The sequence below is a fragment of the Acidiphilium sp. genome, from assembly GCF_049977125.1.
In the GTDB taxonomy this organism is placed as follows: Bacteria; Pseudomonadota; Alphaproteobacteria; order Acetobacterales; family Acetobacteraceae; genus Acidiphilium.
In genome coordinates this window covers 1-14,251 of sequence record NZ_JBMFGY010000082.1, presented here as the reverse complement: position 1 = coordinate 14,251, position 14,251 = coordinate 1, and the positions used below count along the sequence as shown (strand labels likewise).

Annotated in this window: 4 protein-coding genes; all 4 read left to right on the top strand. The window is 65.9% G+C overall.

Going from position 1 to position 14,251, the window contains the following annotated elements; genetic code table 11:
- Positions 1-94 precede the first annotated feature (94 nt).
- The 4 genes from ACP5E6_RS12325 to ACP5E6_RS12310 are packed head-to-tail and all read left to right on the top strand — an operon-like array spanning position 95 to position 14,246.
- Complete coding sequence (locus ACP5E6_RS12325) at positions 95-1,873, top strand: ShlB/FhaC/HecB family hemolysin secretion/activation protein (RefSeq protein ID WP_427954536.1); 1,779 nt, start codon at positions 95-97, stop codon at positions 1,871-1,873.
- 10 nt (positions 1,874-1,883) lie between these two features.
- The gene (locus tag ACP5E6_RS12320) at positions 1,884-9,344 is read left to right on the top strand and encodes a filamentous hemagglutinin N-terminal domain-containing protein (RefSeq protein WP_427954535.1); all 7,461 of its coding nucleotides are present in this window, start codon (positions 1,884-1,886) and stop codon (positions 9,342-9,344) included.
- A 2-nt stretch (positions 9,345-9,346) separates the two neighbouring features.
- Positions 9,347-12,439 (top strand): CHAT domain-containing protein, encoded by a 3,093-nt coding sequence (locus ACP5E6_RS12315; RefSeq protein ID WP_427954534.1) that lies wholly within the window; start codon positions 9,347-9,349, stop codon positions 12,437-12,439.
- Position 12,440: 1 nt separating this feature from the next.
- Positions 12,441-14,246: a protein kinase domain-containing protein gene (locus tag ACP5E6_RS12310; RefSeq protein WP_427954533.1), complete on the top strand. Its 1,806-nt coding sequence runs from the start codon at positions 12,441-12,443 to the stop codon at positions 14,244-14,246.
- The last annotated feature ends 5 nt before the right edge of the window (positions 14,247-14,251 follow it).

The following is a 14,251-nucleotide window of genomic DNA, read 5'->3' as shown; positions in this document are numbered from 1 at the left end:
TTGAAAACGAACATTCTCAATCTCGTTAACGCCGCTTCATATTTCAGCCGAAATGCGTTATCACCCTGTTAACACATCGGGAGCGGCGAGGCGAATGGGACGGCGGCTGTTGGGGGGATTGGGCCGGGGGGTGTGCCTGATTGCGCTCGGGATTTCGGGCGGGGCGGTGGCTTATGGGCAGGCGGCGGTGTCGCCGTCCGTGCTTGATCAGGTGCCGCAAGCCTCGCCGTTGCCGCATATTCTGCCGAAAGCGCCGCCGCATTTGGGGCGGTCGTTGCCGAATTTTCAGCCTCTGGGGGTTGAGGGGTCGGTGCCGCATGCGGCGGTGCCGGTGCGCTCGGCTGCGGTGATCGGGGCGACGGTGTTTCCGGCCGCGGTGCTTGACCGGACGATCGGGCAATTGACCGGGCCTTCGGTGCCGTTGGCGCGCGTCGAGGCGGCACGGTTGCGGCTGGTGTCGCTCTATCGCGACCACGGGTATGTGCTCACCGCGGTTTCGGCCGAAATCAATGCCGCCGGGGATTTGCGGTTCATCGTTACCGAGGGGCATATCGTTACCATTAAACTCTCGCGCGATATCGGGCCGGTGGGCTCGCTGGTGCTGGCGTTTCTGGATCATCTGACCCATGAGCGACCGGTGCGGGAGGCCTCGCTCGAACATTGGCTGCTCCTCGCCGAGGAAATTCCGGGCGTTTCGGTCAATGCCGTGCTCGAACGCAACGATGCCGCCCCCGGCGCGTTGACGTTGGTGGCGGAGGTGCATCGTCAGGCGGTATCGGGGCTGCTGACGGCGGATAACCGGGGATTTCATGAGACCGGTCCCGCCGAGGGACTCGCGGTGGTTGATATCAACAGCGTGACAGCTCTGGGGGATCAGACCCAGATTTCGCTGTTCCATACTTCGGGGAGCACCAATAATTTCGGCCAGGCTGCCGAGAGTTTCTATGTCGGCGCCAGCGGATTGCGCATTGGGTTCTATGCCGGGGCAGGGCGGGCGCAGCCGAGCGGCGTGCTGCGCGAGATCGGGTATCGGTCGTATCTCGAAGTGTTCGGGCTCAATGCCAGCTATCCGCTGCTGCTGCGGCGCGGCAATACGCTGGATGCCAAGCTCAGCCTCGATGGGACGCAGAATTTGATCGATACCGCCTCGGGGTTGGGCGGCGGTGAGGCGGCGACGTCGAGCGATTCGGTGCGGGCGGTGCGGTTCGCGTTGAACGAGGCGTTCACCGATGATGCGCTGGGCGGCGATCGGGTGGGCTTGACCACGGCCTCGCTGCAACTCTCCAAGGGATTGTCGATCCTGGGGGCCTCGGCCAATGGCCGGGTCAACGCCGGGCGAATCGGCGAGAATTTTGATTTTTTCAAGCTCGATGCGGCGGTGGAGCGCACCCAGACCCTGTTCGATCTGTGGCGCGGCGCGAGCGTTGCCTTGCAGGGAGGGTTCGGCGGCCAATACACGCCGGATGTGCTGCCCTCCTCGGAGGAGTTCTACCTTGGCGGTAATCGGATCACCCAAGGCTATTATTCGGGTGAGGTGACCGGCGACAAGGCACTCTATGCGAGCGCGGAGGTTCAGCTGAATACGCCGATCGCGCTGGCGGCGTTCGGCCGGCGGCTCGACCTCGGCAGCCAGTTCTATGGGTTCTATGATTACGGTGAAAACTGGCAGAACGGCGCACTCGCACCCGGCGAGAGGCCGAATAACTACCGGTTGGCCTCGGCGGGGATCGGTGCGCGGTTTCGTCTGACGGCTCAACTCGAATTCGACATCGAGGGGGTACACCGGTTTGTCACTCAATTGCAGCCGGCGGGGAGCGGCGTCGCCGCTTTATCGGGGACGGCGGTTTATTGGGGCGTATTGGCGCGCTATTGATGGATCGATGATGAAGGCAGGGCAGATGGTGATGATCGAGAGCCGTAACGGCCGCCGCGGGCTGTTGCTGGCCTCGACCGCCTTGAGCGCGGCCTTGCTGGTCGCGGGCTCAGCGCACGCCAACCCGCCGGCGATGGCGGCGACGACCACGCCGCAGGGCGGGCAGGTGGTGGGCGGGCAGGCGAGCGTTGCCAGTGCGCCGGGGAGCGTCACCATCACGCAATCGAGCGCGCGCGCGGCGATCAACTGGCAGAGTTTCAACGTCGGTTCCGATGCGAAGGTGACGTTCGATCAGCCGAACGCCCAGGCGATTGCGCTGAACCGGGTGATTTCGAACAACCCCTCGATCATCGCGGGGCGGATCGATGCCAATGGGCAGATCGTGCTGATGAACCAGTCCGGCGTGGTGTTCACGCCGGGCTCGCAGGTGAATGCGGAGAGCCTGGTGGTCAGCACCGCCGGGATTTCGGCGCGGAATTTCATGGCCGGTCACATGGTGTTCGACGGCGCGCCGAAACCGGGGGCGCGGATCGTCAACGACGGCACGATCACCATGAAGCAGGCCGGGCTGGCCGCGTTCGTGGCGCCTCAGGTGGTCAATCGCGGCACGATCACCGCGCGGCTGGGCCATGTGATCCTGGCGGGCGCCTCGACGTTCACGCTCGATATCGCGGGCGATGGGCTCGTCTCGATCGATGTGACGCAGGCGGTGCGGAAAATCGATCTGGGCGGTCATGTCGTCGATGCGCTGGTGACCAATCAGGGTACGATCATCGCGAATGGCGGCAGCGTGACGCTGACGGCGCGGGCGGTGGATGGCATTATTCAGCAATTGCTCGATGTGCGCGGGGTGGTGCAGGCCGATAGCGTCGGGCAGAGCCGCGGCGGCATCACGATCGAGGGGATCGGTGGCGATTTGCAGGTGGCGGGAAGCCTGCTCGCGCGCGGAGGTCAGCCGGGCGCGACGGGCGGGACCATCGCGGTCGATGCGACCGGGGCCGTGCAGGTGGCGGCGACCGCGCGGATCGATGCGTCGGGCGCGGCGGGTGGTGGTGTGATCGCATTGGGAACCGACGCGGCGCGGGCGGTTGCCGGGCCGGGCGATCAGGCCGCGCCGAAGGCGCAAAGCGTTAGTATCGCGGCCGGCGCGGTGGTGAGTGCGGAAGCGACGCAATCGGGCGCGGGCGGCGTGATCACCGCGCTGTCGCGCCGCAACACGGTACAGAACGGTGCGATGTCAACGCAAGGCGTCGCGCAGGGCGGCACGATCGAAACCTCGAGCGACGGCGTGATCTCGCTATCGGGTACCGAGACGGTGTTTGCCACGCATGGCGCGGCGGGGACGATTCTGCTCGATCCGGCGACGCTCGACGTGGTCAGCACCATCCCGACCGGCGGCGCGACCGCCGGGACGCTCAAGGGCGGAACCACGACGACGATCGGCACGGACACCTCGCCGACCTCGTATATCGACACCACCAAACTCGATGCTCTGGGTGGAACAGTTATACTGACCGCATCCTCGCTGCTCTCGGTGCAATCGGCGATCTCGATGGCGAGCGCGACGGCGCTGACCCTGGCTTCGGCCGCGTCGCTGGCGATCGGGGCCTCGGTGAGCATCGGCGGGTCGCTGGAGGTCGACGCTGGTAGCACACTCACCATCGGCGGCGGGATCACCGCATCGGAGATCACGCTGCGTGACACCGCGGCCGGCGGTATCGACATCGGCGCTATCGTCAATGCCGGGACACAGCTTGCCCTGAGCTCGGCGGGCGGCGTGACCGAGACGACCGGCGGATCGATCGTGACCCCGATGCTCACCACCGGCGATGGCAGCATCATCGGCGATGTCAGGCTGGACAATCGAGCATCGGCCAATTCGATCGGCACGTTGGGCGTGTTCAGCGATCCCGGCGGCGTGTTGAGCCTGGTCGATGCGGGTTCGTTGACGGTGAGCGGACCGGTCAGTGCCGGCACCATCGCGCTCACGGCGAGCGATTTCGCGATCCCGGGCAGCATCACCAGCGGCGGCGGCCTGACCCTCACCGCGACAAACGGCTCGATCATCGGCACCGGCGCGCTGGATGCGGCGACGCTGACCGGATCGGGGGCGGGCCTGTCCCTGACCGGAACCAACGCCATCACCACGCTGGGCACGCTGAGCGTGACCAACGCGGCGATCTTCAACGATACGACGCCGCTGACCATCGGCGGGACGATTACGGCGGCAACGCTTGGCCTCGGCGGCGCTGGCGTGGTCGCCGAGACCGGCAGCATCGATGCGGCGACGCTGCAAAGCTATCAGTCGATCACGGGCGGGGTCGCGCTCACAGGCTCGAACACCATCGAGGTGCTCGGCAGTTTCGACGGGATGGCGGCGGTTGCGCTCAACGATACGACGCCGCTGACCATCGGCGGGACGATCACCGCGACCAGCCTGGCGCTGGGCGATAGCGGAGCGATCAGCGAAACGGGTGGCATGAACGTCGCCACGCTGGCGAGTCTCGGCACGATCGGCGGTGCGGTCGGGCTCACCGGAACCAACAGCGTCGCCACGCTTGGCGGCTTTGCCGCGTCGCTTGGCGTGGCGCTGGATGACACCACGCCTCTGACGATCGGTGGGACGATCGCCGTGGCAAGCGGGGCCGGCGTGTCGTTGACGGCGGATACGATCGCGCTCGGCGGCGGCACGATCATCGCGCCCGGTGGGACGGTGGCTTTCGCCCCGCTGACCAGCGGGGCAGGGGTCACGATCGGGACAGATCTGTCCGCCGGCCTGCTCGAAGCCGTCGGCAGCAGTGCGGCGGCATTGGTGATCGGCAATGGCTCGTCCGGGCCGCTGCAGGTTGCGACGGCTCTCAGCCTGGCGATCCCCGATATCGTGCTGCATGGCCGTTCGATCGGGGTGGATGGCTCGATTTCGGTCGCCGCTCGTCTCGATCTCGACAGTACCGGATCGATCAGCCAGCAATCGCTGATCACCGCGGCCACGCTGACCGGGACCGCGAACGGGCCCGCCGTGCTTGAAGGCACCAATTCGATCGGCACGTTGGGCGTGTTCAGCGATCCCGGCGGGTTGTTGAGCCTGGTCGATGTGGGCGCGCTGACGGTGACCGGACCGGTCAGCGCCGGCACCATCGCGCTCACGGCGAGCGATTTCGCGATCCCGGGCAGCATCACCAGCGGCGGCGGCCTGACCCTCACCGCGACAAACGGCTCGATCATCGGCACCGGCGCGCTGGATGCGGCGACGCTGACCGGATCGGGGGCGGGCCTGTCCCTGACCGGAACCAACGCCATCACCACGCTGGGCACGCTGAGCGTGACCAACGCGGCGATCTTCAACGATACGACGCCGCTGACCATCGGCGGGACGATTACGGCGGCAACGCTTGGCCTCGGCGGCGCTGGCGTGGTCGCCGAGACCGGCAGCATCGATGCGGCGACGCTGCAAAGCTATCAGTCGATCACGGGCGGGGTCGCTCTCACAGGCTCGAACACCATCGGGGTGCTTGGCAGTTTTGCCGGGGCGGCGGCGGTTGCGCTCGATGACACGACGCCGCTCAGCATCGCGGGTCCGTTCAGCGCGTCCAGTGCCGCGCTGTCGGCCGGTTCGCTGGCGATTCCCGGAACCATCGATGCCGGCACATTGGCGCTGACCAGCACGGGGCCGATCACCGAGACCGGCGCGCTGACCGTGACCAGCCTGTCCGCCATTGCCGCCGGTTCACTGGCGCTGACCGGCACGAATACGATCGATACGCTCGGTAGCGTCAGTGTCAGTGGCGATGCGATCGTCAGCGATGCGGTATCGCTCACCCTCGATGGCGCGTTCAGCGCGGCCAATGCGACGATCACCGCCGCTGCGATCGGGGTGAACGCCGGTCTCACGACCGGATTGCTCTCGCTCAGCAGCCTTGGCGATATCCTCGGTACCGGGGTGATCAGCGCGACCTCGTTGAGTGGTTCTGCGGGGGCGCTGGTGTCGCTCACCGGGGCCAACGCGATCGGCACGCTGGGGAATTTTGTCGGCGGCGGTAGCCTCGCATTCAACGACACCACCGATCTATTGATCGCCGGATCGCTGAACGCACCGCAGACGCTGAGTTTCGGTGATGGTGGCACGGGTCATACGATCAGCGAGACCGGAACGATCAACGCCGGCACGCTCACGAGTTTCGGGCCGGGTGTGGAGACCGCCAGTTTTACCGCCAGCAACACGATCGCGGCGCTCGGTGACTTCACGGCGAGCGGCGCGCTCGATTTTGTCGATACGACCGGATTTGCGGTGAGTGGCCCGGTTACGGCGAGCAGCATCAGCCTTGCCACGCCGGGCGGCATCGGCGGCGTCGGCGCGCTCACCACCGGATTGCTCACGGCGTCGGCGGCATCGCTGTCACTCACCGGCGGCAATGCGATCACCGCGCTTAGCACGCTGAGCGTCAGCGGAGCGGCCGTTCTGAACGATGATGCGCCGCTGACCATCGCCGGACCGGTTACGGCCGCGACATTTGCGCTTGGGGGAAGCGGCGGCGCCAGCGAGACCGGCAGCATTGATGCGACCACTCTGGCGGGATTCGGCGTGCTCGGCGGCACGCTGGCGCTGACCGGCAGCAACACTATCGGCACTTTGGGCAGTATCGATACCACCGGGAGTATCGCACTCGCCGACACCGTGCCGTTGACGATTGCCGGCGCGGTCTCGGTGACCGGGCAACTCGCCCTGGGGGTCGACGGCGCGATCAGCGAACTGGGCAGCGAACTGGGCAGTGAACTGGGCAGCCTGACGCTCGGCACTTTGGCCAGTATCGGCGTGATCAATGGCGCGGTTAGCCTGAACGGCAATAACACCATCGCCACGCTCGGCAATTTCGCGGCCAGCCAGGCGATCACGATCGATGATTCGGCGCCCCTGGCCATCGTGGGGTCGGTGGTGGCGCCAGCCGCGACTATCAGCGCCGGCGCGATCGGGCTGGCCGGCAGTATTGTGACCGGGGATTTGTCGCTGAGCAGCGCGGGATCGCTGAGTGGTGCCGGGGTGATCAGCGCGACCACGCTGAGCGGCACCGCCGGCGCGCCGGTTTCGCTGACCGGGGCCAACACGATCGCGACGCTGGGCAATTTCGCCGGTCTCGGCGATGTCGCGCTGAACGACACCACGCCGCTACTGATCGCAGGGTCGCTCGATGCGCCCGGCACGCTGGCATTCGGCGACCCTGGCGCGATCACCGCGACCGGGGACATCACGGCCGGAACGCTGGCGAGCCTGGGAATGATCGGCGGTGCGGTGCAGTTTGGGGCGGCGAATACCATCGGGGCGATCGGCGATTTCGCTGCTGGCGGCGATGTTGCGTTCGCTGATCGGAGCGGTTTTTCGATTTCTGGGGCGTTCAGCGCGACCAACGCGACGTTCGTCACGCCGGGCAGCATCACGGAAACCGGCAGTATCACCACCGGCACGCTGAGCGGGTCCGCCGCCGGCATGGCGCTCACGGGGATGAACAGCGTGGTGACGCTTGGATCGGTTTCGGTCGCGAGCGCGCTTTTGTTCAATGACTTGACGGCGCTGACCATCGCGGGGCCGATCACCGCGACCAGCCTGGCGCTGGGCGATAGCGGAGCGATCAGCGAAACGGGTGGCATGAACGTCGCCACGCTGGCGAGTCTCGGCACGATCGGCGGTGCGGTCGGGCTCACCGGGAGCAACAGCATCGCCACGCTTGGCGGCTTTGCCGCATCTTTTGGCGTGGTGCTGGATGACACCACGGCGCTGACGATCGGCGGTCCGTTCACCGCAGGTAACGCAACGCTCGCGACCGGTGCGCTGACGGTGCCGGGGGCGATCACCGCGGGGATGCTGGCGCTGACCAGCACCGGTGCGGTAACCGCGACTGGACCAATCAGCGTGGCGGCGCTGCAGGCACGTGCCGCCGGTCGCATCGCGCTGACCGGGACCAATCAGATCAGCGCGATCGATGGTTTCACCGCGACCGGCGCTGCCGTGGTCGAGGATGGCGGCGATCTTACAATCGCCGGGCCGTTCAGCGCGACGAACGCAACGATTACGGCAACGGCACTCACCGTGCCGGGCAGCATTGGCGTTGGCGGTACGCTGGCGCTCGGCAGTGCCGGCGGAATCGCCGAGACCGGCGCGATCACGGCGAACACATTGATGTCAGATGGTGTGATCGGCGGCACTGTCGCGCTCAGCGGCACCAATACCATTGCGGTCCTCGGCGATTTCACGACGCGTCAGGAATTCCTGCTGACCGATCTCGCACCGCTGGTCATCGCCGGCACGCTGGCCGCGTCGGATGTGACGATGAATGTCGCCGGGTTGACGGTTCCGGGTGACGTCGCGGTGCCGGGGACCGTCTCGATCGTGAGCGCCGGGTCGATCGAGGAGACCGGCACGATCGACCCCGCGCTGTTCACCGGCAGCAGCGGGCTGGCGACAAATCTGACCGGAACCAACGCGATCGCCACGCTGGGCGCATTCACCGTCACGGATGGCGGTTTTAGCCTGGTCGATACGGTGCCGTTGGTCGTGACCGGCCCGTTGCAGGCAGGCGAGATCAGCCTCACCGCGCCGCAGATGTCGATTGCGGGTGCGGTGATCACGCCGGGTAGCCTGACCCTGGCGGGTGGCGGTGTGAGCGAGAGCGGCGCGATCGATGCCGCCCTGGTGCAGACGCAGGGCGCACTCAATGGCGATGCCGCTCTGATCGGCGCCAACCGGATCGCGACACTCGGTCATTTCGACGATACGGGTCATCAACTTCTGCTCAACGACGCCACCGATCTGTCGCTGCTCGGTCCGGTCACTGCGCGGGTCGTGAGCATCGGCGTCACCGGCCAATTGGTGCTCGACGGAAGTGAAGGCGGCGGTTTGTTCATCGAGGGGCAGGCGCTGCCGGGCACGCCACTCGCCTCGGTCCAGCCACGTGCCGGGATTGATTCCGTGCTCAGCGTCGCCAATGGCGGTGCGCAGCAATTGGTGCAGACCGGCGTGTTCACCATCGATACCGGCCCGATCGCGCAGGCGGATGGATTATTGGGACAGCCGAACACGGTGTTCATGCTGTTGCCCTCATCCGGCAGTGCGATTTTCGCCGGTCTGCAGGCACCCGATACGACGTTGGTGATCAATCTGGGCGGGGGTCGTGCGACGGGTCAGTTGGCGCTGCATTATCTGGTGGTCGCCGGAAATCAGGCGGGGCAGGCCGATTTCACCGGTACGCTCGGTAATCTGTCTGGCCAGGCGGCGGCGCATAATGCCGTGGTGGTGCCGGTGCCGGGGGTGAACTACCGGTTCAATGCCTGCATCATTGGATCGGTGAACTGCACCGTGTTGCCCGTGCTCACTCTGCCCGAAGCCAATCCGTTGCAGGATTTCGACATCAGCCCGCGAAAGCGACGACGTTTCGACCGTGATGTCCGGCTACCGGGCGTCGCTGCGAAGGACTACTGACGATGCGGCATTGTCTTGGTGTCATATTCGGCTTGGCGGCGCTGGTCCTGGCGGGCTGCACCCAGCCGCCGGCGACCGCCTATCAGTCCGATACCGCGGGGGACAGCGTTGCCACGACGCAATACGCGCTCGGCAACAACAGCAGCGGCGAGGCTTGCACCGCCAGCCGCACCAAGCGCGGCGCGCTGGTTTATTGCGGCACCTGGCACCACCCGAGCGCGCGCGTCGTCGCCGGTCCGGTGACGACGAAGGCGGGTTTGCGGGCGCTGGCGACATCGGGGTCGTGGCGTGCCGGGCTGGAGGAACGCTACGCCTGCGCGGCACCGCGATCGACCAAGGTGTTGGGTCGTTATTCCGCCGAGTTGCTGCTGTGCACCCAGCGGATTGGTGGATGGCCGCACGTGGCGCTGGCCGCATTGATCGATGGCCGCGCGTGGTTGGCCGATGGGGTGCAACCAGCCTTTCCAGCGATGCAGCGCGCCATCGGGCTGGTCAGTGGGATCGCCACGCCCGACACGGTGCGGGATGTTTCGGTGGCCACCTCTGATCGGCTCTTGGCCGATCGTCTGGCCGCCGTCGCCTTCACGTCGGGGGATGTCGGTGCTTATGAACAGTTGATGCGGGTGGGCAATAACGCCAATCAGGCCGAGGATTATGCCACCGCGGTCACCGCCTATCGCGCGGCTCTCGCGCTCCAGCAGAAGAGCCTGGGGCCGAACGACCCCAATACGGTTGCGCCGATGATCGATCTCGCGCTCAACCTGTCCGATGAAGGGCGGTATCGGCAGGCCGATACATTGTTCGACCGGGCGCGCCGCCTGGCGCCTCATACGGCGGATGCCACGGCGGTGCCGCGCCTGTTGCATTATCGGGGTCTGAGTGCGCTCAACCAGGGGCATTATCGCCGCGCGCTGGTGTTGCTTGCGCGCGCCGAGCAGGGTTATGCGCAATTGTTGCCGGCCTCGATCATCCATCCGCATGCGCTGGTGACCCAGAGCGATGGCGATTTTGGCCTCGCGGCGACCAGCGATAACGCGCAGATCCTGACCGCACAGACCACATTGCTCAGCCCCGTGAGCCAGCAGGCGCTGCTCGGTGTGATCGAAACCTGGCGGTATTACGGCGTCGTGCTGGCGGATCTGGGCCATCCGCACGCGGCGGCGGCGAAGTTGCGACTGTCCTCGATGATCGCGACCGCGAACGGCGTCAACGTTCCGATTCTGCAGGCACGGCTCGATCGCACCGATGCGACGATCGACGATGAAACCGGCGAAACCAGCGCGGCCGCGGCTCAATTGGCCAGTGCGGCCCGTAATTTTGCGCAGGATCTGCCCGGGTCGCGTCCGGTTGCCGATACCGCCCTGCTGCAGGGGGCGGTGCTGGTTCGCGCCGGCAAGCCCGACGAGGCGGTGGCGGCCTGTCGTGCCGGTGTGACGTTGCTCGATCGCTTGCGGCTCGGCACCTCGGCGCGGCTGATCGCGCCTTGCCTCACGGCACTCGATGGCGAGGCGAAGCGCCAGCCGGCCCAGGCGCAAGCTTTATATGGCGAGATGTTTGCGATGGCGGAGCTGGCCCAGGGCAGCACGACCAGCCAGGAAATTGCCGAATCCGCCGCACGCCTTGCCGCCGACGCCAAAAATCCGAAGATCGCGGCTGCGATTCGCGCCCATCAGGACGCGGTGGTGACCCTCGCACGGTTGTATCGCCAGCGCGACGATTTGTCTCATGGCAAGGGTGGTTCGAAAGACGCGATCACAGCGGTCGATGCCAAGATTGCCGCTGCCAGCCGCAATTTGACCGATGCCGACGAGGCCGTGGAGGCCGCCGCACCCAATTTCGGGCAGCTGGTGCAGGAATCGGTTCCGGCCAGCGCAGTGCTGCGGCGATTGCGGCGCAACGAGGCGTTTCTCGATATCATGCTCTCGCCGGGTCACACGTGGTCATTTCTGCTGCAGAACAGCCGGATTGCGGTCGCGCGCACCGATGTCGGCGATGATGCGATGACCAAGCTGGTCGAGGCGGTGCGTCATAGCGTCGAGCCGACCCAGGCCGGATTGCCCCGTTTCGCGGTCGCCGATGCGTCGTCAATCTATCAGGCGACGATCGCGCCGTTCAAATCCGATCTGGTTGAGACCACGGCGATGGTGGTGGCGCCATCCGGCCCGCTGCTGTCGCTACCGTTCGCGCTGCTGCCGACCGGGCCGTCGCCTGGCGGGTTGCGCATGACGCCGTGGCTCATTCGGAAAATGACACTGGTCTATGTTCCGGCGGCGGCCAATTTCGTGTCGTTGCGCGCGGTGCAGGGCAATTCGCGCGCGACCCGGCCCTGGTTCGGTTTCGGTGATTTTCACCATGTAACGGTGAGCCAGGCCGCGGCGACCTTCCACGGTCCGGCTTGCGGTGAGAGTGCCCAGTTGTTCGCCGATCTGCCGGCGCTGCCCTATGCCAAGCTCGAACTCGCCGCCGCGCGCGCCATTTTCCACGCTCCGGCGTCCGACGAATTGCTCGGTGCGCAGTTCACCGTGCCGAATGTCGAGCATGCGGACCTTCGAAAATACCGCATCCTGCATTTCGCGACACATGCGCTGCTCCCTTCAGAATTGCCCTGTGCGCAGGAACCCGCGATCGTGACCTCGGCGCCGCTCGATGCAAAATCGGCCGCGCGTGCCATGTTGACCACATCCGACATCACCAACCTGCATCTCAACGCCAATCTTGTCATTCTTTCGGCGTGCAATACCGGCGGCAGCAATGGCAGGGCGGGTGGTGAAGCGTTGTCGGGCCTCGCGCGGTCGTTCTTTTTTGCTGGCGCGCGGGCGTTGATGGTGACGCAATGGGCGGTGAACGATCAGGTCAGCTCGTATCTGGTCGCAACGACGCTCGAACATGTCGCCGCCGATGACGATGGTGGTGCGGCATCGAGCTTGCGCAGCGCGCAACTCGCCCTGATCGATAGCGCGGGTTCGGCCGGGGTGCCGATCACTCTGGCCGATCCGTTCTACTGGGCGCCGTTCGTGGTGATCGGCGACGGCGGCCGACAGGCACCCAATCTCGCGACCTATCATGCCGTCGGCCAGGCGAAACAGTCGTTCTGAGATGGCGGAACCCGACGTCACCGCGCTCGGCAAATACAATATCAGCCGCATCCTCGGCCGCGGTGCAATGGGCGTGGTTTATGAAGGGTTCGATCCGATCATTGCCCGGCGCGTCGCGATCAAGACGGTGCGGCTCGATCGGGTGGATGATGCCGAAGGCGCCGAAGACCTGTTGCGCTTCAAGCGCGAGGCGCAGGCGGCCGGGCGGCTGACCCACCCCAACATCGTCGCTGTTTACGACTACGGCGAGACCGACACGCTCGCTTATATCGTGATGGAGTTCGTCGAGGGCGAAACGCTGAAATCCCTGCTCGACCGGGGCGAACGCTTCACCCCGGCTGACGCCGTGACGATGATGGAATCGCTTCTCTCCGGCATTGCCTATAGCCATGACAACGGGGTGATCCATCGCGACATCAAGCCCGCCAATGTGATGATCACGCGGGACGGACGGGTGAAACTGGCGGATTTCGGGGTGGCGCGGATCGAAAGCTCCAGCCTGACCCAGGCGGGTACGATGATCGGCACGCCGTCGTACATGTCGCCCGAGCAGTTTATGGGCCAGACGATCGATGCCCGGACCGACATCTATTCCTCCGGCGTTCTGCTGTATCAGTTGCTGACCGGGGAAAAGCCGTTCGAGGGGTCGGTCACCGCCATCATGCACAAGGTGCTGAACGTCGAACCGCCCGCGCCGTCTTTGCTGTCGGTTTCGGTGGCGCCCGCGCTCGATGATGTCGTGCGGCGGGCGATGGCGAAACGGCCCGAGGACCGCTTTGCCACCGCCCGCGATTTCGCCGCAGCCCTGCGCGCGAGTGAAACCGCCGTGGATGCCGATGCCACGATGATCACGCCGAAAGAGGCGCCCTATCGCGTTCATGAACCGGTCCGGGAGCTGGTCCAGGACTCGGTGCGGGGTGAAGGGGCGCTGCCGGGCAGCGGGGTGAGCGGGAGTTCGGGATCATCGCGCCGTTTTGCGGTGATTGGCGGCATGGTCGGCGTTCTGGTGGTTGGCGCTGGCATCGCCTTCTACGCTTGGCATCGTGGATCGGTGCACCAAACGCAACCTGAGCCGGTCGCGGCCGCTCCTGCACCGGTTGTTCACCCAGCACCGCCATCCCTGCCGCGTCCTCCCGCCGCGGATGTGCTGCGCGCGAAGCTCGCTGCGGCGGTTGCCCCGATCAGTTGTGCGCTGGTCGAGGGCAGCGTAAGCGATAACGGCGCAAGTCTGAGCGGGATCGTCGCGGCGGCCGATCGTATGACACTGGCGCAGGCGGTGACGCAGGCGGTGGCGCCGCTGCCGATTACATCCACGCTGCGCATTTTCACCGGACCCTATTGTGGGTTGCTGGAGGCGGCGCGGCCTTATGCGCCGATGTTTGCGCCTGTGGCTGATCGGTTGAGATTACATCTTGCGGGTAATGCAACCACGCTATCGGCCGGTCAGAAAATCGTCATCGATTTGCACCTGCCGATCTTCGCTCGCTATGTCGAGGTCGATTACGTCACGAGCCGTGGCGCAACCTATCGGCTGTACCCGAATGCAACCAGCGCGGGCGTGCACCTGGTGGCGGGCAGCCGCCTTGTTCTCGGCCAACCACCGGGTCCGCTCTGGGCGGTTGGCAAACCGTATGGCCGCGACATGATCCTCGCGATTGCGAGTTCGGCACCGATCGATCCGTCACCGGGCGCGGCGTCGACCACGGTCGGGAAATTTCTGCCGGCGCTGCGGGCCGATCTGTCGCGTCTCAGGGCTCAAGGCGACCAGACGAGGACAGCGGCTATCCTGCTCGATACTGTCCCATGATCGTC